Annotated in this window: 18 protein-coding genes; 9 read left to right on the top strand and 9 right to left on the bottom strand. The window is 60.4% G+C overall.

What is annotated here, in order from left to right:
* Window positions 1–95: 95 nt before the first annotated feature.
* Window positions 96–1,238, bottom strand: a complete 1,143-nt coding sequence (ampH, locus tag PAF17_RS17080; RefSeq protein ID WP_271890308.1) for a D-alanyl-D-alanine-carboxypeptidase/endopeptidase AmpH — start codon at window positions 1,236–1,238, stop codon at window positions 96–98.
* Between the two features lie 184 nt (window positions 1,239–1,422).
* On the opposite strand from ampH, the gene PAF17_RS17075 reads away from it, so the two are divergent.
* Entirely contained in the window at window positions 1,423–2,730 is a 1,308-nt protein-coding gene (locus PAF17_RS17075) for a DUF3422 family protein (protein WP_271890307.1), read from the top strand.
* 151 nt (window positions 2,731–2,881) lie between these two features.
* Complete coding sequence (locus PAF17_RS17070; RefSeq protein ID WP_271890306.1) at window positions 2,882–3,226, top strand: arsenate reductase family protein; 345 nt, start codon at window positions 2,882–2,884, stop codon at window positions 3,224–3,226.
* A gap of 18 nt (window positions 3,227–3,244) precedes the next feature.
* Here PAF17_RS17070 and PAF17_RS17065 read toward each other — a convergent pair whose 3' ends face one another.
* The 4 genes from PAF17_RS17065 to PAF17_RS17050 all read right to left on the bottom strand — a co-directional run bounded on the left by PAF17_RS17065 (window position 3,245) and on the right by PAF17_RS17050 (window position 7,722).
* Window positions 3,245–3,673: a TIGR01244 family sulfur transferase gene (locus PAF17_RS17065; protein WP_271890305.1), complete on the bottom strand. Its 429-nt coding sequence runs from the start codon at window positions 3,671–3,673 to the stop codon at window positions 3,245–3,247.
* A 140-nt stretch (window positions 3,674–3,813) separates the two neighbouring features.
* Window positions 3,814–5,256 (bottom strand): NAD(P)(+) transhydrogenase (Re/Si-specific) subunit beta, encoded by a 1,443-nt coding sequence (locus PAF17_RS17060; RefSeq protein WP_271890304.1) that lies wholly within the window; start codon window positions 5,254–5,256, stop codon window positions 3,814–3,816.
* A 12-nt stretch (window positions 5,257–5,268) separates the two neighbouring features.
* Window positions 5,269–6,843, bottom strand: a complete 1,575-nt coding sequence (locus tag PAF17_RS17055; protein ID WP_271890303.1) for a Re/Si-specific NAD(P)(+) transhydrogenase subunit alpha — start codon at window positions 6,841–6,843, stop codon at window positions 5,269–5,271.
* A 180-nt stretch (window positions 6,844–7,023) separates the two neighbouring features.
* On the bottom strand, window positions 7,024–7,722 hold the full coding sequence (locus PAF17_RS17050) for a hypothetical protein (protein ID WP_271890302.1): 699 nt from the start codon (window positions 7,720–7,722) through the stop codon (window positions 7,024–7,026).
* A 183-nt stretch (window positions 7,723–7,905) separates the two neighbouring features.
* Between PAF17_RS17050 and pepN the strand changes: the two genes are divergently transcribed.
* Together pepN and PAF17_RS17040 are read left to right on the top strand one after the other, a co-directional pair.
* The gene (gene pepN, locus PAF17_RS17045) at window positions 7,906–10,503 is read left to right on the top strand and encodes an aminopeptidase N (protein ID WP_271890301.1); all 2,598 of its coding nucleotides are present in this window, start codon (window positions 7,906–7,908) and stop codon (window positions 10,501–10,503) included.
* A gap of 30 nt (window positions 10,504–10,533) precedes the next feature.
* A complete protein-coding gene (locus PAF17_RS17040; RefSeq protein WP_271890300.1) occupies window positions 10,534–11,454 on the top strand; it encodes a 1-acyl-sn-glycerol-3-phosphate acyltransferase in 921 nt (306 codons plus the stop codon).
* Here PAF17_RS17040 and proB read toward each other — a convergent pair.
* Window positions 11,449–12,561, bottom strand: a complete 1,113-nt coding sequence (gene proB / locus PAF17_RS17035; protein ID WP_271890299.1) for a glutamate 5-kinase — start codon at window positions 12,559–12,561, stop codon at window positions 11,449–11,451. The genes PAF17_RS17040 and proB overlap by 6 nt on opposite strands.
* Complete coding sequence (obgE, locus tag PAF17_RS17030; RefSeq protein ID WP_271890298.1) at window positions 12,549–13,580, bottom strand: GTPase ObgE; 1,032 nt, start codon at window positions 13,578–13,580, stop codon at window positions 12,549–12,551. The genes proB and obgE overlap by 13 nt, the downstream gene beginning before the upstream one ends.
* 149 nt (window positions 13,581–13,729) lie before the next feature.
* On the opposite strand from obgE, the gene PAF17_RS17025 reads away from it, so the two are divergent.
* The 5 genes from PAF17_RS17025 (at window position 13,730) to PAF17_RS17005 (ending at window position 19,381) form a co-directional block, all read left to right on the top strand.
* Window positions 13,730–14,431, top strand: a complete 702-nt coding sequence (locus PAF17_RS17025) for an aquaporin (RefSeq protein WP_271890297.1) — start codon at window positions 13,730–13,732, stop codon at window positions 14,429–14,431.
* Between the two features lie 92 nt (window positions 14,432–14,523).
* Window positions 14,524–15,924, top strand: a complete 1,401-nt coding sequence (locus tag PAF17_RS17020) for a protein adenylyltransferase SelO (RefSeq protein ID WP_271890296.1) — start codon at window positions 14,524–14,526, stop codon at window positions 15,922–15,924.
* Window positions 15,925–16,002: 78 nt separating this feature from the next.
* Window positions 16,003–16,686, top strand: coding sequence for an endonuclease/exonuclease/phosphatase family protein (locus tag PAF17_RS17015; RefSeq protein ID WP_271890295.1), 684 nt, complete (start codon window positions 16,003–16,005; stop codon window positions 16,684–16,686).
* A 69-nt stretch (window positions 16,687–16,755) separates the two neighbouring features.
* Window positions 16,756–18,030, top strand: a complete 1,275-nt coding sequence (gene eno / locus PAF17_RS17010; RefSeq protein ID WP_271890294.1) for a phosphopyruvate hydratase — start codon at window positions 16,756–16,758, stop codon at window positions 18,028–18,030.
* Window positions 18,031–18,268: 238 nt separating this feature from the next.
* Window positions 18,269–19,381, top strand: a complete 1,113-nt coding sequence (locus tag PAF17_RS17005; RefSeq protein ID WP_271890321.1) for a TRAP transporter substrate-binding protein — start codon at window positions 18,269–18,271, stop codon at window positions 19,379–19,381.
* 68 nt (window positions 19,382–19,449) lie between these two features.
* Here PAF17_RS17005 and PAF17_RS17000 read toward each other — a convergent pair whose 3' ends face one another.
* Together PAF17_RS17000 and PAF17_RS16995 are read right to left on the bottom strand one after the other, a co-directional pair.
* On the bottom strand, window positions 19,450–21,279 hold the full coding sequence (locus tag PAF17_RS17000; protein WP_271890293.1) for a TRAP transporter large permease: 1,830 nt from the start codon (window positions 21,277–21,279) through the stop codon (window positions 19,450–19,452).
* Window positions 21,276–21,884: a TRAP transporter small permease subunit gene (locus PAF17_RS16995; RefSeq protein WP_271890292.1), complete on the bottom strand. Its 609-nt coding sequence runs from the start codon at window positions 21,882–21,884 to the stop codon at window positions 21,276–21,278. The genes PAF17_RS17000 and PAF17_RS16995 overlap by 4 nt, the downstream gene beginning before the upstream one ends.
* Between the last annotated feature and the right edge of the window lie 44 nt (window positions 21,885–21,928).

Here is a 21,928-nt window from a genome sequence, read left to right as displayed (position 1 = left end):
GGCCCCCGGCTTACTTTGCGCCCCCGATAGCCGAAGCACGCTGTGGGGGCAACGGTGAACACGCCCCGCCGCCCGCAATCCCGGCCGCGAGCCGCCTAAAAACCGCTGAGCTGGGCCAGCAGGTCATTGGCGAAATCGGCCATCTCATAGGCCGCACCGAAATCGAACTGATTGATCGACACGAAAACAGCCGCACCATGTTCCGGCGCAAAGGCGATATAGGACATCTGCCCTTCCAATGCGCCGGCCTTTTGCAGAATAAACGGATGTTCGCCCGTGGCCTCCATCGCAACCCATCCAAGCCCCATACCATCCATGCGGCCCGATTCATCCATGGCGACGACCGGGTTCTTGCCATCACGACGCAGATACACCGCATGATCAAGAAAGCGTGCCTCTGCCCCCTCTTGATCATCCGACAGATGCCAGACCATCCAGCGCAACAAGTCACGCGCCGTGCTGTGCAACCCGCCGGATCCGGTGATCACGTCGCCCGACGGAACTGCCTGCATGGGGGATCCATCCGGCGCATGCCCCGACATCAGCCGATCCTTGTTTTCTTCGGCCACGGCGAAGCTGGTATCAGCCATGTCCAATGGGCCAGTGATACGCGCGTTCAGCAACTGGGGATAAGGCGCATCGCCTGCGGTCGCCAACGCGGCGGACAACAGGTCAAATCCGAAATTCGAATAGGAAACCGCCGTTCCCGGTTGGTATTGCAGCGGATGTTCCCGCAACCAGTCGGCAAATGCCTCTGGGGTGATGGTCGCATATGGATCATCCGCGGGTCCGGGCTGGCGGGGCACCTCACGTGGAAGACCGCCGGAATGCGTCACCAGATCGACCAGATGGATCGGCTGACGCTGTGATGCGGGTTCGGACAGGATCGGCGGCAAAAGGGGCGCGACCGGATCGGTAAACGCAACTTCGTGCCGCGCCACCGCCTCGGCCAGAATCTGCCCGGTGAACACCTTGGTGATCGAGCCGATCCGCAAAATCGTGTCACCATTGGGCACAATTCCATTGCCGCGCCGGGTTTCACCAAAGCCCTGAACCGCGATTTCTCCATCCAGAACCGCGCCGACGACAAGGCCGGGCACCTGTGTTTCCAGATGAAATATGGTGCCACCAAAATCCACCGCGTCCTGCAGGCCGTCAGGCCAGGATTGCGCCATGCCCTGCCCCGCGCCCAGGGCCACCCCAAATGAAATGATCCGTGCAATGACGCGCTGTCGCATCCCTTCCTCCAACCCAGTTACAATACCTGCATTCAACCCATGGTAGAATGCCTGCAATGTCGGGAAATGCAATGCATCTATCCAGAGACGCAGTCCGTTTCACGGTCCTGAGACAATTCGACGACTTGCCATCTGTGCGTGGAATGTGAATGTTCGGGCCGATCAGGACAGGCAGGAGACGAGCGTGGGCCCCGAGACCGAACATCCGTTCCGATATTCATTGGTGAACGAGTTGCACAACCGGCCCTCGCCCCGGCTCAAGGCACCCGCCAGCTGCGTGTTCGTGGCGTTCAAGGAACCGATAGACGCCCCCAACCGCGATCGCTCTGCGGATATGGCGCATCTGAGCGAGCTGACCACGCGCCACGGGGGGCCGCGCCCCGACCCCGAAGAAAGCCACTATCAGGGACGTCTGGGCCGTTACGACCTGAAATGGGAAAGCCACACCGAATTCGTGACCTATATGGCCACCTCGCCCGGGCTTCCAATCCGTCCATTCGATCCAAGCGCGGCGGCGATCTTTCCGACCGAATGGCAATTGAGCGCCCCCGGAAAACGGGTCGCCGCCGTGATGGTTCAGATCGAGACCATGCCCGATGATCCCAAACTTGCGCTTGAACAGATCGGGCACTGGTTCGCCAAGGATAGCCTGACGGCGGTCTGGGTTCTGGATGAAACGGCGATGATTGCCGGCGATTTCCGCATCGACGCCGATGGGTGGATGCGCTTTGTCATCTTTGTGCGCCCCGAGGTCGGTGAAGGTCGCACCGGGCGTCTGGTTCACCGTCTGGTCGAACTGGAAACCTACCGGGCGATGTCGATGCTTGGCCTTGGGCAAGCCCGGTCATTGGGCCACAAGCTGAACGAAGTAGACACGCGGCTGTCCGCGATCGTGGCCAGCATGATGGACGAGATGCGCAACACCGATGCCGTCCTGCAAGAATTGTTGTCCGTCTCCGCCGAGTTGGAGGCCCAATCGGTCCGCAGCGCCTTTCGGTTCGGGGCCACCCGTGCATATGAGGCAATCGTGATGGACCGCATCGAAGCCCTGCGCGAAACGCGATTTTACGGGCGGCAGATGCTGACCGAATTCATGCGCCGACGCTATCAACCGGCGATACGCACGATCAAATCCAATGAAACGCGCCTGGAAACCATGCTGGAACGGGCGGCGCGGGCGGGCGAGCTGTTGCGCACGAAGGTCGATGTCGAGCGCTCGGCGCAAAACCAGGCCTTGATGGAGCGCATGGACCGCCGCGCCGACCTGCAATTGCGATTGCAGCACACGGTCGAAGGACTGTCGGTCGTCGCCATCAGCTATTACGCCGTCGGGCTGTTGTCATACGGGCTTTATCCTCTGGCCAAGGCCCTGCATATCGACAAGCCCTATCTGGTGGCCGCGCTGACGCCCCTGGCGGTTCTGGCGGTCTGGTGGGGCATGCGGCGCGTGCGCAAAAGCCTGCATCACACCGAATCCGGAAAGGAATTGTGATTTGCCTGCGCAGATCCCGGCCGCGATAAACGCCACATACCTCAACCGGAGTTGACCATGCGCCTTTTTATCGCCCTGACGGCCCTGCTTGGCCTGTCGGCCTGTGGCGTGCCCTTTGTCCCCTTCATCTGATTGCAAGCAAAGGCTTATCATGACCAAGACCCTGAAGATGTTCGGACTCGGGCATTGCTCGACCTGTCAAAAAGCCCAGACAGCACTGGAAGAACATGGCTGGACGGTCGAATTCCACGACGTCCAGAAAGAACCGCTGTCGACCGAGGAACGTCAGCGAATGGCCGGCGAATTCGGTGAAAAGATCATCAACCGTGCCAGCCTGACCTGGCGTGGCATGTCAGACGAAGAAAAGCAGGCAGATCCCGTTCAGATGATGGGCGCAAAACCCAGTGTCATGAAACGCCCGGCGATCATCGCCGCGGACCTGCGCCTGCTGGGCTGGACCGCGAATGTCAAACGCGCGCTCGGGGTCCCGGCCTAGATCAAAAGCAACGGTCGACTAGACCTTGCGGCTGACCAGAGATGCGATCAATGGCTGCACCGGGGTCAGGTCGTATCCGGCCTCGGCCGCGATTTGCATGATTTCGCCTTCCGGGCGCTTGCCGGCCTGGCTGAGTGCCCAAAGAACCGCACTGCGATTGCCCGACCGGCAATAGGCCATCACGGGGCCCAGGCCGGCGGTCGCTTCGGCAAAATCATTGATCAATTGTGGCGTGATCTGGCCGGGAACGAATGGCAGGTAATGATAGGTCATTCCTGCCTCTTCGGCCGCGCGGGCCATGGCTTCGTGATCGATTGCCGCATCGACCTCTTGGTCGGGACGGTTGTTCACCAGCACGCGAAACCCCGCTTCGGCCAGCGAAGCGACATCGGATGGCTGGATTTGGGGGGAAACCGCAAGAGACGGGCTTAGCTGACGCAGATCCATGATGGCCCTTTCACATTCTTTCCATCTCGATTGGCGTGAAGTGGCACATATGTCAAGCAAGGCTCCACCCCCACAAGCAAAGGGCCGCCCGCAAGCGGACGGCCCAGATACACTGCCCAGATACTCGCCAGTTCAGGCGATCAGTCCAGCATCGGCAGAAGCTTGTTCACCGAATCCTTGGCATCGCCATAGAACATGCGCGTGTTCTCTTTGAAGAACAGCGGGTTCTCGATCCCGGAATACCCGGTGCCCTGCCCGCGCTTGCTGACGAAGACCTGCTTCGACTTCCACACTTCCAGAACCGGCATCCCGGCGATCGGGCTGTTCGGATCCTCTTGTGCGGCCGGATTCACGATATCGTTCGAGCCAATGACGATGACAACATCGGTATCGGGGAAATCATCGTTGATTTCGTCCATTTCAAGAACGATGTCGTAAGGCACCTTGGCTTCGGCCAGCAGCACGTTCATGTGACCGGGCAGACGACCAGCGACCGGATGGATCGCAAAGCGAACCTCTTTTCCGGCGGCGCGCAGCTTGCGGGTCAATTCGCTGACCGCGCTTTGCGCCTGTGCGACCGCCATGCCATAGCCAGGCACGATCACGACGCTATCGGCATCGTTCAGCGCCGCGGCAACACCGTCTGCATCGATGGCGACCTGCTCGCCCTCGATCTCGGCAGCCGGGCCGGTTTCACCGCCAAAGCCGCCCAGAATGACGCTAACGAAATGGCGATTCATCGCCTTGCACATGATATAGGACAGGATCGCACCGGACGAGCCGACCAACGCGCCCGTCACGATCAGCAGGTCATTGCCAAGCGTGAAGCCGATGGCCGCAGCCGCCCAACCGGAATAGCTGTTCAGCATCGACACGACGACCGGCATATCGGCGCCCCCGATGCCCATGATCAGGTGGTAACCGATGAAGAAGGCCAGCAGCATGATCAGCAACAGCCAGAACACGCCCGAACCGACCCCTGCGCAGTAAAGCACGCCGAACAGGATCGACAGCAGCAATGCGCCGGCATTCAGCATATGGCCACCGGGCAGCTTCTTGGGTTTGCCGTCGACCTTGCCTGCCAGCTTGCCAAAGGCAACGACAGAGCCGGTAAAGGTAATCGCGCCGATAAAGATTCCGAGGAAAACCTCGATCTTCAGCATGGCGATTTCGGCCGGGGTCTTGTGCGCCAGAACGGCAGCAAATCCCTGAAACTCATGCGCGGCGCCCTCGGCCTTGATGCGCAGCACACGGGCCAGTTCGATCTGGGCGTTGAAGCCGACAAACACCGCTGCAAGACCGACAAGGCTGTGCATGGCCGCCACAAGCTGCGGCATTTCGGTCATCTGGACGCGCTTGGCAACGACCCAGCCGACCGAGCCGCCGATCGCGATCATGATGGCCGACAGCCACCAATTGCCCGCACCCGGACCGAACAGCGTTGCCAGAACGGCCAGCGCCATGCCGACGATGCCATACCAGATGGCGCGTTTCGCACTTTCCTGTCCCGAAAGCCCACCCAGAGACAGGATGAACAGGACCGATGCGACCACATAAGCGGCCGTGGTAAATCCGTATTCCATTTGCCCCTCTCCTTACGACTTCTGGAACATGGCCAGCATCCGGCGCGTCACCAGGAAACCGCCAAAGATGTTGACACCCGCCATCAGCACGGCCAGCGCGCCAAGGATAACGACCCAGGCGGAACCGGACCCGATCTGCATCAAGGCACCCAGAATGATGATCGAGCTGATCGCGTTGGTAATGGCCATCAGCGGCGTGTGCAGCGAATGCGCCACGTTCCAGATCACCCGGAAGCCGACGAAACATGCCAGAACGAAGACGATGAAATGCGACATGAAGCTGGCAGGGGCGACAAGGCCAACCAACAGCAAGACCAATGCGCCGCCGCCAAGCATCATGACCTGAGACTTGGTTTCGGCCTTGAATGCCGCGACTTCCTGGGCGCGACGTTCTTCCGGCGTCAGTTCCTTGGGCTTTTCCTTGGGTTTTTGCGCTGCAATCGCAGCGACCTTCGGCTTGGGCGGCGGGAAAGTGATGTCATGCCCATGGGTCACGGTCGCGCCCCGGATCACATCATCTTCCATATCATGAACGATCACACCATCTTTCTTTGGTGTAAGATCAGTCATGAAGTGTCTGATATTGTTGCCATAAAGCTCAGACGCCTGGGTGCCCATACGGCTGGCGAAATCGGTATAGCCGACGATGACCACGCCATTGTCGGACACGATGCGCTGATCGGCCACGGTCAGTTCGCAATTGCCGCCCTTTTCAGCGGCCAGATCGACAATGACACTGCCGGGCTTCATTGCCTCGACCATGTCCTTGGTCCACAGGACCGGCGCATCGCGGCCCGGGATCAGGGCAGTGGTAATGACCACATCCATATCGGGCGCCAGCTCGCGGAATTTCTTCAGCTGCGCTTCACGGAACTCCGGGCTGGAAGGCGCGGCATAGCCGCCCGTGGCCGCACCGTCAGTTGCCTGTTCCTCGAAATCGAGGAAGACAAATTCGGCACCCATGGATTCGATCTGCTCGGCAACCTCGGGGCGCACGTCAAAGGCATAGACCTGTGCGCCCAGACTGGTGGCCGTGCCGATGGCTGCCAGACCTGCGACACCCGCACCCACGACCAGCACCTTGGCCGGCGGCACCTTGCCCGCCGCGGTGACCTGGCCGGTAAAGAAGCGACCGAAATTATTCGCCGCCTCGATCACCGAACGATACCCGGCGATATTCGCCATCGAGGACAGTGCGTCCATTTTCTGTGCCCGCGAAATGCGTGGCACCATGTCCATCGCAATGGCGGTAATGCCCTGTTCCTTGGCCTTTTCCAGCAATTCGCCGTTCTGGGCCGGATAGAAGAACGAGATCAGCGATTGCCCCTCACGCATCTGCGTGATTTCGTTTTCTTCGGGTTGGCGCACCTTGGCGACGACATCGACGGCCTTGATCAGCTCTGCCGCGTCTGCCGCGATCGTCGCGCCCGCCTTGATATAGTCTTCGTCGGAAAAACCCGAGCGCCGCCCGGCACCGGATTCGATGTAGATTTCGTGTCCAAGCTTCTGAAGATGTCCGGTGGATGAAGGCGTGATCGATACACGCGCCTCACCCTCAAAACTCTCCTTCAAAGCGCCAATCTTCATGGCGTTCAAGCCCCCGTGTCCTGAGTTCGCAACCGGCACTCCATAGCATCGCGCAATAATCTTTCACAAGGGCGCGAGCTTTCTTATTGCCACGCATCGATGATTAATATGCAGGGACAGGAATGAAAAAGGGCCGCGCAAGCCAGTTGCGCGGCCCTTTCATGGTTTCGGGTCGATCAATCAGTTGGTCGTGGCGGGCTCGGTCGTATCGGCAGCCGGGTCTTCGACCGTGATCGCGTCGTTCAACGCATCACCTGCGTCTTCGATCGCCTCGTTCGCCGCGTCGATCGCATCGCTTGCGGCGTTCTGAGCGGCCTCTCCGGCATCGCTGGCAGCCTGACCAATTGCGTCTGCCGCGCTTTCAGCCGAGGCGGCAGCCTCGTCGGCGGCTTCGCTGGCGGCATCCGTTGCGTCGTCAGCCATGGCTTCGGCATCACCCGCAGCATCATCGGCAGCGGCTTCCGCGTCGGCGGCCGCATCTTCCGCAGCAGCTTCGGCATTGTCGGCCGCAGCTTCGGCATCCGTGACGGCATCATCAACGGCAGCCTCTGCATCCGCAGCGGCTGCATCGGCAGCAGCCTCGGTATCTGCGGCAGCGTCTTCGACTGCGGTTTCAGCCTCGGTCGTCGCATCTTCGACAGCTGCAGCCGGCGCTTCTTCGGTGGTTACAGTCGTGGTGTCGCCTTCGACTTCCACAGTATCTTCGGTCATGAAGCGCTGCAGCACGAAATAGGCCAGCGCAAGCGCAAGCAGAACGCCAATGATCAACGGCAGCGGCGACGAACGGCGCTCGACCGGTTCCACATAGGCCTCTTTTGGCGCGGCCGGATCGCTGTCTACGGGATTCGTGCGCTTGGGGTCGTTCGGGTCATAGGTCATTACTGGCCTCCATTAAACTTTCGAAACACCGGGTTACACTTGTATCCCTGTGATCCTGCCGCGCCCCCAAGTCAATCGCATAGACGCAGAGGCCCGGCTTGCGACCCGGCTTACAGGCGATTAACACAAGCGAAAGCGTCGGGTTCCATCCCAGGCGCAGCTTTTTTCTGAACGGAGAGCAAAATGTCTCAGCCGCAACAGCACGCAACCCAGTATCTTTCCGATTATCGCCCCTATCCGTTCACGCTGAATTCGACGGCGCTGTCCTTTCAGCTTGCGCCCGACAACACGCAAGTCACCGCCAGGCTGAGCTTTCAGCCACGCGACCCGGCCAATCCCCGGGATCTGGTTCTTGACGGCGGCAAAGGGCTGACGCTTTTGTCATTGACGATCGACGGGGCCGAGCCTGCGGCCGAAATGGTGCTGCGTCAGAGCGAAACCCTGACGATTCGCGCCGAGGCCCTGCCCCGGACGACATTCGTGCTGGAAACCGAGGTGCAAATAGATCCTTCAGCGAACACCGCATTCGAAGGTCTTTATATCTCGGGTGGCATGTTTTGCACCCAATGCGAAGCCGAAGGCTTTCGCCATATCACCTTCTACCCCGACCGCCCCGATGTGATGGCGCCCTTTGATGTGACGATTCAGTCCGACAAGCCGGTTCTGTTGTCCAACGGCAATCCGGTCGAAAGCCGTCCGGGAATGGCGCGTTGGCAGGACCCCTGGCCCAAACCTGCCTATCTTTTTGCGCTTGTCGCGGGGGATCTGGTCGCAATCAGTGATCGTTTCACCACGATGTCGGGCCGTGACGTCGCGCTGAATGTCTGGGTGCGCCCCGGCGACGAGGATCGCGCGGGATTCGCAATGGAATCGCTGATCAAATCCATGCAATGGGATGAAAAGGTCTATGGTCGCGAATACGATCTGGAGGTTTTCAACATTGTCGCGGTCGATGATTTCAACATGGGTGCAATGGAAAACAAGGGGCTGAACATCTTCAACTCGAAGCTGGTCCTTGCCTCGCCGGAAACGGCAACCGATGGCGATTACGAACGTATCGAAGGCGTTATCGCACATGAGTATTTCCACAACTGGACCGGCAATCGCATAACCTGCCGCGACTGGTTCCAGCTTTGCCTGAAGGAAGGGTTGACGGTCTATCGCGACCAACAGTTCACCGCCGACATGCGCAGCGCACCGGTGAAACGCATCGCTGATGTGCAGACCCTTCGCGCCCGGCAGTTCCGCGAGGATCAGGGGCCGCTGGCCCATGCCGTCCGCCCGGACCACTATCAGGAAATCAACAATTTCTACACCGCGACGGTCTATGAAAAAGGTGCCGAGGTCATCGGCATGCTGCGTCAGCTTGTCGGTGATGACGGTTACCGCAAGGCACTGGATCTGTATTTCGACCGCCACGATGGCGATGCCGCCACGATCGAAGACTGGTTGAAGGTCTTCGAAGATGCGACGGGCCGCGATCTGTCGCAATTCAAGCGTTGGTATACGGATGCAGGCACCCCGCATGTCGACATGCAGGAAAGCTGGGACGCCGCAAATGGTCGGCTGACACTGACCCTGCGCCAGCACACCCCCGCCACGCCGGGCCAGCCGGAAAAACCTGCCCGCGTTATTCCCGTTGCCGTTGGGCTGATCGGGCCGAACGGTCAAGAGGTCGGCAAGACCCGTATTCTGGAACTGGATCAACCGGAACAGGATTTCGTGTTCGACGGGTTGGGCGCACAGCCCGTGGTTTCGGCATTGCGGGTTTTTTCGGCGCCCGTCATGCTGAACCGCCAGATCGATGATGACATGCGCGCATTTCTGTTGGCCCATGACACGGATCCGTTTGCCCGTTGGGAAGCCGGGCGTGAACTGGCCCTGTCGGCACTGACCGATCTGGCCATGGGCAAGGATGCCGGCGCGGGATATGTTGACGCGATCGGCCAGCTTGCCGGTGACCAGAGGGCGGACCCTGCATTTCGTGCCCTGTGCCTGAACATGCCTTCCGAAGAAGAAATAGCGACCCGATTGGCGGCGGCGGGCACGACGCCCGACCCGGACCGCATTCACGGGGCGCGCGAGGATCTGGGCCGCCGCGTCGCGAATGCCCATGCGCATCTTCTGGCCCAGATCTATGACGACATGGCGGTGCCCGGAGCCTATTCACCCGATGCAGAAGCAGCCGCGAAACGCGCGTTGCGGATCGCCGCGTTGGGATTGCTGAACCGGATCGACGGTGGCGATCGGGCCGAGGTTCTGTTCGGCACAGCAGGCAACATGACCGAACGCATGGCCGCCCTGTCCTGCCTGATCAGGCGCGGTCGCGGTCAGGCCGCCCTTGCAGCGATGGCAGACCAATTCGCATCGAACCGGCTTGTCATGGACAAATGGTTCGCCGTGCAGCCCATGGCTGCTGCACCCGAAGACGCCGCCGATGTGGCGACGGAACTGGCGCGTCGATCCGATTTCGACTGGAAGAACCCAAACCGCTTTCGTGCGCTTCTGGGCGGGCTTGCCGCCAATCACGCGGGTTTTCACAGGGCTGATGGCAAGGGGTATGATTTCACCGCAGAATGGTTGATGAAGATGGACAGGGCCAACCCTCAGATCGCCGCGCGGATGTCTACGGCCTTTGAAACCTGGTCGCGTTATGATCCCGAACGGCGAGCCAAGGCCCTGAATGCCCTGCAACGGATCGCGGACATGGACGGGATCAGCCGCAATCTTGGCGAAATGGTGTCGCGAATGATTGCCGCCGGCGGCAATGCCCGCTTGTGAACCTGATCAAGCCACGGCAGGATACCCGGGATGATTGACCGATCTGCCCAAGCCCGCGCCGATATGCGCGCACGTCTGGACCCGCTCATCGCCGAGCGGGCCCCTTGGCTCTATTCGGGAAAACCGCATCACCGGCTTGCGCGGCTGGCAATGATGGGATTGCTGCAATATCCGCGCACGATCCGTCTTGGGGCCGAATTCCGCGATCTGCCCGTTCAGGAAATCATGCGCAGAATGGCGCAATTGATCGTGCGCGACCTTCAGGTTGACGGCATGGACCATATTCCCGCCACCGGACCCGCGCTGATCGTTTCGAACCACCCGACCGGCATTGCCGACGGCATTTTCCTGAATGCGATGATTTCGCCACTTCGCGATGATCTGTTCATCTATGCCAATCAGGACATGATCCGCGTCCTGCCCCAGATGGCAGACCTGATCGCCCCGGTCGAATGGCGGCTGGAAAAGCGCAGTCACGCCAAGACCAAGGCCACGATGGATTACACCCGCAGCGCTCTTGGCGCCGGGCGGATCGGGTTGATCTTTCCTTCGGGGCGGCTGGCAAAACGCAGCGGCCTGACCCTGACCGAGCGCCCCTGGATGGCCAGCGCCGCGATGATCGCACGCAAATTCGACGTGCCGGTCATTCCCTTGCGGATTCGGGCGCGCAACTCGGCCTTGTTTTACCTTCTGGATGCGCTGCATCCCACATTGCGCGACGTCACGCTGTTCAACGAGGTGCTGAACAAGCCGCGTCAATCCTATCGAATTACGATTGGCAAACCGATCCCGGCCAGGTCACTCCCCAGGAACAGCGACGAGGCCATCGCGATCCTGCGCGAAGCCACGCTGTCCCTGCCGCCCCCCGGCCCCGAGGCCGCGCGGCTGATGCAAGGCAGCGGCGGAAACCGGCTGGTGCGCGGATCGAAAAGCGTCGCCCGGGGCCTATAGCACCATGTCATCGCGATGGATGACCGCCGCACGGCCCGGATACCCCAGAATCGCTTCGATACGCCCCGAGTGATTGCCCGCAATGCGTCGGATTTCATCTGCGGTGTAACGGCTTAGCCCACAACCCAGTGACTGCCCCTCGGGACCGGTGATCTTCACCGGCTCGCCGCGGCCGAATGTCTCGGCGACCGTGACAACCCCGGCAGGCAGCAGCGATTTTCCGTGCTGCAATGCCTGCATCGCGCCAGCATCGATGACCAGCGTTCCCTTGGGTTTCATTGCGGCAATCCAACGTTTGCGCGCCGCCTGCGGGTCGCCTTCGGCGAGGAACCAACTGCTGCGGGCGCCATTCATGACCGCCGTCAACGGCCGATCAACCGAGCCTTCTGCGATCGCCATCGCGCAGCCGCCTGATACGGCGGTTCTCGCCGCCATCAGCTTGGTTTTCATCCCGCCCTTGGACAGCCCCGACACCGGATCCCCGCCCATGGCCTCGATCTCGGGGGTCAAATACTCGATGACCGGCAGATGGCGCGCGGTCGGATCCGTCTTGGGGTTCGCCGTATACAACCCATCAACATCCGACAACAACAACAACTGGTCCGCACCGCAGGTCACCGCAATCTGCGCGGCCAGGCGGTCATTGTCCCCAAACCTGATCTCGTCCGTGGCCACCGTATCGTTTTCATTGACGATCGGCACAACGCCCAGGGACATCAGGGTCTGCAAGGTCGCGCGGCTGTTCAGATAGCGCCGGCGATTGCTGCTGTCTTCCAATGTCAGCAGAATCTGTGCGGTTTTCACCCCATGCGGTGCCAGTGCTTCCTCATAGGCGCGCGCAAGCCGGATCTGCCCGACCGCAGCGGCTGCCTGCGCCTGTTCTAGCGGCAGGGGACCATCGGGCAGGTCAAGCACCCTTCGGCCAAGCGCGATCGACCCGGAAGACACCAGCACGACATCGCATTGCCTGCGCCGCCATTCGGCCACATCGCCACACAGGCCCCGCAGCCATTGCGACCGCAATCCATCCGGACCGACCAGCAATGCCGATCCGATCTTGATCACCAGCCGTCGCGCGGCATTCAGGCTTGGGGCTAGGGCTGCCATGGTGCGTCGGGTTCGTCCTTGATGATCTCGCGGGTGGGGGCGACCTCGGTCCACAGGGTGCGCAGCACTTCGGTGACACCTTGTTGCGCAACACCCGACATCAGATGAACCGGTCCGCCGATCTCGGCCCCCAGCTCGGCGCGACGTTCGGCGATCGTGTCGGGGTCCAGCGCATCGATCTTGTTCAGCGCCGTCACACGTGGCCGGTCCATCAGGATCGGCGAATAGGCCTGCAACTCGGTCAGCACCGTCCGGGCGTCTTCGGCCACATTTTCGGATGTGCCATCGACAAGGTGCAACAGCACCGCACAGCGTTCGACATGGCCAAGGAACCGGTCGCCGATGCCGCGCCCCTCGCTGGCGCCTTCGATCAATCCGGGGATATCGGCGACAACGAATTCATGCCCGTCAACGCCCACAACCCCCAAATTCGGGTGCAACGTCGTGAACGGATAATCCGCGATCTTGGGCCGCGCATTGGAAACGGCGGCCAGGAATGTCGATTTGCCTGCATTGGGCAAGCCAAGCAAACCGGCATCCGCGATCAGCTTGAGACGCAGATAGATGGTGCGTTCGACTCCGGGCTGGCCCGGATTGGCATTCCGGGGGGCGCGGTTGGTCGAGGATTTGAAATGCAGGTTGCCCCAGCCCCCATTTCCACCCTTGGCCAACAGCACCCGCTGACCGACCTCGGTGAGGTCGGCAATAACGGTGTCTTCGTCTTCTTCCAGAATCTCGGTTCCGACCGGCACCCGCAACACGATGTCGTCGCCTGATTTGCCGGTCATCTGGCTGCCCATGCCATGCTGGCCCGATTTCGCAAAGAAATGCTGTTGATACCGGAAATCGATCAGCGTGTTCAGCCCTTCGACGGCTTCGGCCCAGACATCACCGCCACGCCCTCCATCGCCGCCATCCGGCCCGCCATATTCAATGAACTTCTCGCGCCGGAACGACACGCAGCCCGCGCCCCCGCCGCCCGAGCGGATGTAAACTTTGGCGAGATCGAGAAATTTCATCGGCTGGCTCCTTTCGGCAACGCGATACGCGCCCAGCCCACCACACGCAAGGGGTGGGACAGATGTGTTTATTGCTTGACCAAATCGCCCTGATCGCGAAAATGTTATCACCTTTAACGATCACCATATTTTTTCAAGAGAGATCCAACATGTCCAGCAAGGCAATCGCCGAATTTATCGGAACCTTCATCCTGGTCTTTTTCGGCGTCGGTTCCGCAGTTCTGATGGGCGATCAGATCGGCTTTCACGGCATTGCCATGGCTTTCGGGTTCTCGATCGTCGCGGCGGCCTATGGGTTCGGTGCCATTTCGGGCGCACAGCTCAATCCGGCAGTTTCCCTTGGCTTTCTGACATCCGGGCGCATGGGGATGTCCGATTTTGTGACCTATTGCATTGCCCAGATCCTCGGCGCGGTCGCAGCCGCCGCCGTGGTGTTGATGATCGCGTCCGGAAAGGCCGATTATTCACTTGCTGAAAACGGATTGGGCCAGAACGGCTATGGTGCAGGATATAATGGCGGATATTCGATGCTGGCGGCTCTGATCTTCGAATTCGTGGCGACGTTCCTGTTCGTCACCGTCATTCTGGGTGCCACCCAATCCGATGCCCCTGTCGGTTTCGGCGGGCTGGCCATCGGCCTGACCCTGGCCGGCATCCATCTGGTGGGCATCGATGTCACGGGCGTCTCCGTGAACCCCGCACGTTCGATCGGCCCGGCCCTTTTTGCCGGCGGACAGGCCTTGGCGGATCTGTGGCTGTTCATCCTGGCGCCACTGGCGGGGGGGCTGCTTGCCGGGTTGTTGCATGGTGCCGGGATCACGCGTTCACCCCATGTCAAACCCCAAGGTTAAGTCCTGAGCCGCTAAATTTGGGGCCGCCCGCAGGGGCGGCCCTTTTTCTATGCCTCTTGCGTTCCTAGATAAACGAAACAGGAGGTCACAGCATGATCCGCTTTGACAACAGCTATGCCCGCTTGCCCAAAGGATTCTTTGCCCGGGTCAGCCCGACCCCCGTTGCGGAACCCAGATTGCTGGCGTTGAATTGCGAACTGGCGACGCGGCTGGGCCTTTCGGTTGCGTGGCTTGGATCGGATGCAGGGGTCCAGATCCTGGCAGGCAACCAGGTTCCCGAAGGTGCCGAGCCATTGGCCCAGGCCTATGCCGGGCATCAGTTCGGCGGGTTTGTTCCACAGCTGGGTGATGGACGGGCGGTCTTGCTGGGCGAGATGATCGCGCCTGACGGCACGCGCTTTGACATCCAGCTCAAGGGCAGCGGCCAGACGCCATTTTCGCGTCGGGGTGACGGGCGCGCATGGATGGGTCCGGTTCTGCGCGAATATATCGTCAGCGAATTCATGGCCGCGATGCAGGTGCCCACGACCCGCGCCCTTGCCGCCGTCGCCACCGGAGAAACCGTATGGCGCGAACATGGCCTGCCCGGTGCCGTGCTGACGCGTGTGGCGGCCAGCCATATCAGGGTCGGGACCTTTCAGTATTTCGCCGTGCGCGGCCAGACCGAGGCAGTGTCGGCCTTGGTCGACCATGTTATGTCCCGCCATTACCCGCATGCAAACGGCCCGCTGTCATTTCTTGAACAGGTCGTGGCGCGACAGGCGGAAACCATTGCGCAATGGATGGCCCTTGGTTTCATTCACGGGGTCATGAACACCGACAACATGGCGGTTTCGGGCGAGACCATCGACTATGGCCCCTGTGCGTTCATGGACAATTATCACCCCGACACGGTGTTTTCCTCGATCGATCAAGCGGGACGGTATGCCTGGGCACAACAACCACAGATCGCCGTCTGGAACCTCGCGCAACTGGCGACCTGTCTTATCCCGCTGATGGGTGATCGCGATGCTGCAATCGAAACCGCGACCCGGGCCGTTCACAGTTTCGCCCCACTTTATCAGGCCGCGTGGCTAAGGCGGTTTGGTGAAAAGCTGGGCCTGCATGACGGCAATGCGGCCCAGCCGCTGATCGAGGAACTGCTGACGACAATGGCCAGCCAGCGCGCAGATTTCACGCGCGTATTCGCGGGCCTTGCAGATGGCAGCGCCCGGGCCGAATTCGTGGATCCGGCCCCGTTTGACGACTGGACCGGGCGCTGGCAGGCGCTTGGCCCCGATATCGATGTGATGCGCCGAGCGAATCCGGCAAGAATTCCGCGAAACCATCGCATCGAAGAGGTGATCGCCGCGGCCGTGGCTGACGATCTGGCTCCGTTCGAAAGGCTGTTCGCGGCGATCACCCATCCCTGCGATCATCGGGATGAATGGAACGATCTGGCCGACAAGCCGACGCCGCAACAGGTTGTTCAGCATACCTATTGCGGAACCTGACCGGATTACACCCGACCACACCCTTGCGGTGCTGACGGTCGAGGTTATGGTGTTTTCTACGGGAACGCAGGGGCGCGCGTGTTAAGACTGGCCAGCTACAACCTTCACAAATGCCGTGGCATGACCGGCCCGCACGCGCCTGAACGCAATCTGGCCGTCATTCGCGCGCTGAAACCCGACATCATTGCCTTGCAAGAGGTAGACTTCCGCTTTGGAGCCCGCCCCGAGGCCCTGCCCCGCAGTCTGATCGAAAAGGAAACCGGCCTGGTTCCTCTGGAGATTTCAGGTCGGACGGGCGTGCGATCGCTTGGATGGCACGGGCAAACATTGCTGCTACGGCCCGATCTGGCCCGGCAGGCCGTGATCCGGCGTCTGCCATTGCCCGGTCTGGAACCCCGTGGCGCCCTGGCCATCCGGCTGCCTGACATCACGGTCATCGGCATGCATCTGGGCCTGGCGCGTTCATCGAGGCGCGCACAGCTGGCACGTATCGCAGCACAGGCCGCGCGGATCTCGGAAGATCATATCGTCATGATGGGTGATTTCAACGAATGGCGCGACGATCGGGGCCTGGAATCCCTGGCTCAATACAGAATCGTGACGCCGGGCCCGTCCTATCCCGCCCCGATGCCCCAACTTGCCTTGGACAAGTTTGTCATTTCGCGCGACCTCCGGTTATTGCGCAGCGGTGTTTTCAACGAAATGCCTGCCCGAATGGCATCGGATCACCTGCCGATCTGGGCCGAAATCACCCTGCCATGAAATTGGCGCTTTTTACTTGCCCCGGCGGCAAGTATGTAGGCGCTAACATTGATTAATGGAGAGAGGCTCATGACCGCCATCATCGACGTTTTCGCCCGAGAAATCCTGGATAGCCGCGGCAATCCGACTGTCGAGGTCGATGTCACGCTGGAAGACGGCACCATGGGGCGTGCCGCGGTGCCTTCGGGCGCATCGACAGGGGCGCATGAGGCCGTTGAAAAGCGCGACGGTGACAAGTCGCGCTATATGGGCAAGGGCGTATTGGAAGCTGTTGCCGCCGTAAACGGCGAGATCGCCGAGAACCTGATCGGCGAGGATGTCACCGAGCAGCGTGCCATCGACGCACTGATGATCGATCTGGACGGCACCCCCAACAAGGGCCGTCTCGGCGCCAACGCCATTCTTGGCGTGTCCATGGCCGTCGCCAAGGCCGCTGCCGAAGCCTGCGCCCAGCCTCTGTATCGCTATGTCGGCGGCACCTCGGCACGTGTGCTGCCGGTGCCGATGATGAACATCATCAATGGCGGCGAACATGCCGATAACCCGATCGACATTCAGGAATTCATGATCATGCCGGTCAGTGCGGGCAATATCCGCGAAGCCGTGCGAATGGGCTCCGAGGTCTTCCACACATTGAAAAAGGAACTGTCGGCGGCTGGCCTGTCCACCGGCATCGGCGATGAGGGCGGCTTTGCGCCGAACCTGTCCAGCACCCGTGACGCGCTGGATTTCATCCTGAAGGCGGTCGAGAAAGCCGGCTACAAGCCAGGCGACGATATCATGCTGGCGCTGGACTGTGCATCGACGGAATATTTCAGGGACGGCAAATACGAGATGAAGGGCGAAGGAAAATCCCTGACCCCTGCCGAGAATGTCGACTATCTTGCCGCGCTTTGCGCCGACTATCCGATTCTGTCGATCGAAGATGGGTGTGCGGAAGACGATTGGGACGGCTGGAAGCTGCTGACCGACAAGCTGGGCGACAAGGTGCAACTGGTCGGGGACGACCTGTTCGTCACCAACCCTGTTCGCCTTGCTGATGGCATTGCCAAGGGCTGTGGCAACAGCCTGCTGGTCAAGGTGAACCAGATCGGCACACTGTCGGAAACGCTGGACGCCGTGCGCATGGCCGACCGCGCCGGTTTCACCAGTGTCATGTCGCACCGTTCGGGCGAAACCGAAGATGCCACCATTGCCGATCTGGCCGTGGCTACCAATTGCGGGCAGATCAAGACCGGCTCGCTGGCGCGTTCGGACCGGCTGGCAAAATACAACCAGCTGATCCGCATCGAGGAAATGCTGGGCGAGACCGCCGAATACGCGGGACGTTCGATCCTGCGCTAAGACAGATGCCCCGTCCGGATGTATCGGGCGGGGCATTTTCAGCCCTAACGATCAAAGTGGTGAGCGACCGCCGGATGACGCAGGGTAAAGCGAATTAATCCCGAAATATTACCTGCTTGGCCCCCTCGACAGGTGCACGTTACTGGCTAAACTGCTGGCTTATGCAGGGCGGGTATTCGTCGGGGCGATCGTCCCACCCGACCCATCTGGAGGAGACTACATGAAACAATCCAAAGCTCTGGACCGGCGTTCTTTCCTGACGCGGGCTTCCGTGGGCGGTGCCGCTGCCGCAGCAGGAACCACCCTGGCCGCACCAGCCATCGCCCAGGAAATGCCCTCGATCAACTGGCGCATGGCATCGTCGTTCCCGACCTCGCTGGATACCATCTATGGCGGTGGCCCCGAGCTTGCCAAACGCCTGGAAGAGGCGACCGACGGCAAGTTCAAGATTCAGGTCTTTGCCGGTGGCGAAATCGTGCCCGGGCTGGATGCAATCAACGCCGCAACCGACGGCACCGTCGAATGTGCGCATTCGGTCGGTTATTACAACTGGGGCAAGGACCCGGCATTTGCCTGCGGCGCCGATCTTCCCTTCACCTTTTCAGGGCGCGCCAAGGCGGCCTTCAACTATCATGGCGGCGGTCTGGAAAACTATAACGAGTTTCTGGAACAGTATAATCTGGTCAGCTTTCCCGGCGGAAACACCGGCACCCAGATGGGTGGCTGGTATCGCAAGGAAATCAACAGCCTTGCGGATCTGCAAGGTCTGAAAATGCGCATCGCGGGGCTTGCGGGCCGCGTGGTTGGCAAGCTGGGCGTGGTGCCACAGCAGATCGCGGGTGGCGACATCTATGCATCGCTGGAAAAGGGCACGATCGACGCAACCGAATGGGTCGGTCCCTATGATGACAACAAGCTGGGCTTCCAGAAAGTCGCGCCCTATTATTACTATCCCGGCTTCTGGGAAGGCGGCCCGACGGTCAGCTTCTTCTTCAACAAGGAACAGTGGGACCAGCTGCCCGACAACTATAAATCGCTGGTTCGCAGCTGCGCCCAGGCCACCGATCAGAACATGCTGGCGAAATACGACAGCAAGAATCCCGCCGCATTGAAAGAACTGGTTGGCGCAGGCGCCCAGCTGCGTCCGTTCAGCGAGGAAATCCTGACCGCAGCCTTCGATGCCGCCAACGAAGTCTATGCAGAGCTGTCGGCCGAAAACGAATGGTTCAAAAAGCAGTATGACGCCATGCTGCAATTCCGTGACGATTGGTATCTCTATGCCCAGACGTCGGAATACACCTTCGACACTTTCATGATGATCCAGCAGCGCAACGGCAAACTGGCCCCGTAAGCGCGTCTGACATCCCGAAAAGAAGAACCGCCGCAGGACACTGCGGCGGTTTTTCTGTTTGGTCCCGCTCAGTTGCCACCAAGGCCGGGGGGTGGCGCACCAAAGCCAATGCCGCCCCCACCGCCATTATCCTGTTCGGCCGTGTTCGGGGTTTGGCCGAAATCGGGCACGCCGCCCAGTCCTCCAAGCCCTCCGGCTGGCGTGTCGTCGCCACCCGATGCGCCGCCGAACGGCGATCCGCCCAAGCCACCAAGCCCGCCAAAACCGCCGGCACCGCTATTGCCACCAAAGCCCCCCGTCGGGATCTGGATCTGGATGTCGGATGTATCCACGACCGGCCCCTTGTAATGCATCACCATGCGCGGAAACGCGATGACCATGGCAATCATCAGGATCTGCAGGATCACGAACGGAATGGTCCCGCGATAGATCTGCCCCGTGGTGATTGCATCCATCTGCCTGCCGGACACCGGATCCTTATACGGCTCTCGTGGGGCCACCGATCGCAGGTAGAACAGCGCGAAACCGACCGGCGGTGTCAGGAAGGACGTCTGCATCGTCACCGCCAGGATGACCCCGAACCAGACCAGATCGATCCCCAGCGCATTCGCTGCCGGAATCAACAGCGGGACGATGACAAAGGCCAGCTCGAAAAAATCCAGAAAGAAAGCCAGGAAAAAGATGATGCAGCAAACGGCGAACAGGAAGCCATATTCCCCGCCGGGCAATGCCGTCAGAAGATCTTTGACCCAGACATGTCCATTGATCGAATAATAGGTCAGCGAAAAGACCGTCGCGCCGATCAGGATGAACATCACGAAAGATGACAGGCGTGCGGTAGCCAGCAACGCCTGATTGATCACGGTATAGCTGAGCCGTTTCTTCATGGCCGCCAATGCCAACGCGCCAACAGCGCCCATCGCGCCGCCCTCGGTCGGCGTCGCAATGCCCAGAAAGATCGTGCCCAACACAAGAAACACCAGTGCCAATGGCGGGATCATCACCAGAATGACCTGCCTCGTCATCGCGGACAGCAGCCCCACACCCAGCGCGCGATCAAGGATCGCAAGCAGGAAAAGCCCGATCACCGCGATCGACGCCCCCCAGATCCCGGCATCATCCCCCGCATAGGGCACAAGCAGACGTGCCGCCACGAAATACAATCCGACAGCACCGGCAAAAGCCAGAAACAACGACCAACCGCCCGATCCAAGTTGCCGTGCCTCGGGCGGCAGGGCCGGCATCGACTTCGGCCTTATCACCGACAGAATGGCCGCATAGGCGATATAGATGCCCGTCAGGGCCAGCGCAGGAACCATCGCGGCACGATACATATCGCCCACCGAACGCCCCAATTGGTCCGCAAGAACGATAAGCACCAAGGATGGCGGCAGGATCTGCGCCAGGGTCCCGGATGCCGCGATCACCCCGCAGGATAGGCGCTTGTCATAGCCGTAGCGCATCATGATCGGCAGGGAGATCAGACCCATCGAAATGACCGAAGCGGCAACAACACCTGTCGTCGCCGCCAACAGGGCGCCAACCAGGATCACGGCAAAGGCCAACCCGCCGCGAACCGGGCCGAAAAGCTGACCGATCGTGTCCAGCAAATCCTCGGCCATGCGGGATCGTTCCAGAACGATCCCCATGAAGGTAAAGAAAGGGATCGCCAGAAGGGTATCGTTTCGCATGACCCCGAAAACCCGATCGCGCAATGCGCCAAGCAAATTCCAGCCAAGGTTGACCTGATCGCTATAGGGGGTCAGGAAAACGCCGATCAGAAAGAACAGCAAACCGTTGGCGGCCAAAGCGAAGGCGATCGGATAGCCGATCAGAAGGAACACGACCATCGAAAGGAACATGATGGGCGCAAGGTTATGTGCGATAATATCGATCACGCGCGATCTCCCCGCCCATCGTTTTCTTCGTCATCCAGCAACATGACACCGGCCTCGCGGACCGCGGCCTCATGCGAGGATACCGGCGCGTGGGCGTCTGGTATCCGGCCCTTCATGACAGCTATTTTCTTGATGAACTCTGAAATCCCTTGCAGGAACAGCAGACAGAAACCGACCAGCAAAATGGCCTTGGCCGGCCAGATCAGCAATCCGCCTGCATTCATCGAAATTTCATGCGTGCGCCATGAGGTCATCATCGACGGATAAACCAGCCAGATCATCAGTAGCGAGAACGGCATCAGAAACAGCATCGTTCCCAGCAGATCGATCCAATGCTGGGTGCGCCGCGACCAGCGGCCATAGATGATGTCGATTCGGATATGCTCGTTTTCCAGCAGCGTATAGGCGGCAGCCAACATGAATGCGCCACCATAAAGATACCATTGCAATTCCAGCCATGCATTGGAGGAAATACTGAACATCTTGCGGATGATGGCATTGATGGCGCTGACAAAAACCGCCAGCAAGATCAGCCAGGACGCATTGCGACCGATGATCGTGTTTACGCGGTCAATGCCGCGCGACAGGGCAAGTAGCCCTTCCATAGTCAACCTCCCTCGGTCTTTCTCCGCCAATGCGGGCTGCCTGT

Origin of the sequence: Paracoccus onchidii (genome assembly GCF_028294535.1) — a bacterium.
Lineage (GTDB): Bacteria > Pseudomonadota > Alphaproteobacteria > Rhodobacterales > Rhodobacteraceae > Paracoccus > Paracoccus onchidii.
This window is presented reverse-complemented; position numbering and strand designations above follow the sequence as displayed.

What these genes read in the sequence shown, in the direction of transcription:
- PAF17_RS17065 (WP_271890305.1), bottom strand. Translation starts at nt 3,673, where the DNA reads ATGGATCTGCGTCAGCTAAGCCCGTCTCTTGCGGTTTCCCCCCAAATC.
- PAF17_RS17060 (WP_271890304.1), bottom strand. Translation starts at nt 5,256, where the DNA reads ATGGAATACGGATTTACCACGGCCGCTTATGTGGTCGCATCGGTCCTG.
- PAF17_RS17040 (WP_271890300.1), top strand. Translation starts at nt 10,534, where the DNA reads ATGATTGACCGATCTGCCCAAGCCCGCGCCGATATGCGCGCACGTCTG.
- proB (WP_271890299.1), bottom strand. Translation starts at nt 12,561, where the DNA reads ATGGCAGCCCTAGCCCCAAGCCTGAATGCCGCGCGACGGCTGGTGATC.
- obgE (WP_271890298.1), bottom strand. Translation starts at nt 13,580, where the DNA reads ATGAAATTTCTCGATCTCGCCAAAGTTTACATCCGCTCGGGCGGCGGG.
- PAF17_RS16995 (WP_271890292.1), bottom strand. Translation starts at nt 21,884, where the DNA reads ATGGAAGGGCTACTTGCCCTGTCGCGCGGCATTGACCGCGTAAACACG.
- PAF17_RS17025 (WP_271890297.1), top strand. Translation starts at nt 13,730, where the DNA reads ATGTCCAGCAAGGCAATCGCCGAATTTATCGGAACCTTCATCCTGGTC.
- eno (WP_271890294.1), top strand. Translation starts at nt 16,756, where the DNA reads ATGACCGCCATCATCGACGTTTTCGCCCGAGAAATCCTGGATAGCCGC.
- ampH (WP_271890308.1), bottom strand. Translation starts at nt 1,238, where the DNA reads ATGCGACAGCGCGTCATTGCACGGATCATTTCATTTGGGGTGGCCCTG.
- PAF17_RS17055 (WP_271890303.1), bottom strand. Translation starts at nt 6,843, where the DNA reads ATGAAGATTGGCGCTTTGAAGGAGAGTTTTGAGGGTGAGGCGCGTGTA.
- PAF17_RS17050 (WP_271890302.1), bottom strand. Translation starts at nt 7,722, where the DNA reads ATGACCTATGACCCGAACGACCCCAAGCGCACGAATCCCGTAGACAGC.
- PAF17_RS17070 (WP_271890306.1), top strand. Translation starts at nt 2,882, where the DNA reads ATGACCAAGACCCTGAAGATGTTCGGACTCGGGCATTGCTCGACCTGT.
- pepN (WP_271890301.1), top strand. Translation starts at nt 7,906, where the DNA reads ATGTCTCAGCCGCAACAGCACGCAACCCAGTATCTTTCCGATTATCGC.
- PAF17_RS17020 (WP_271890296.1), top strand. Translation starts at nt 14,524, where the DNA reads ATGATCCGCTTTGACAACAGCTATGCCCGCTTGCCCAAAGGATTCTTT.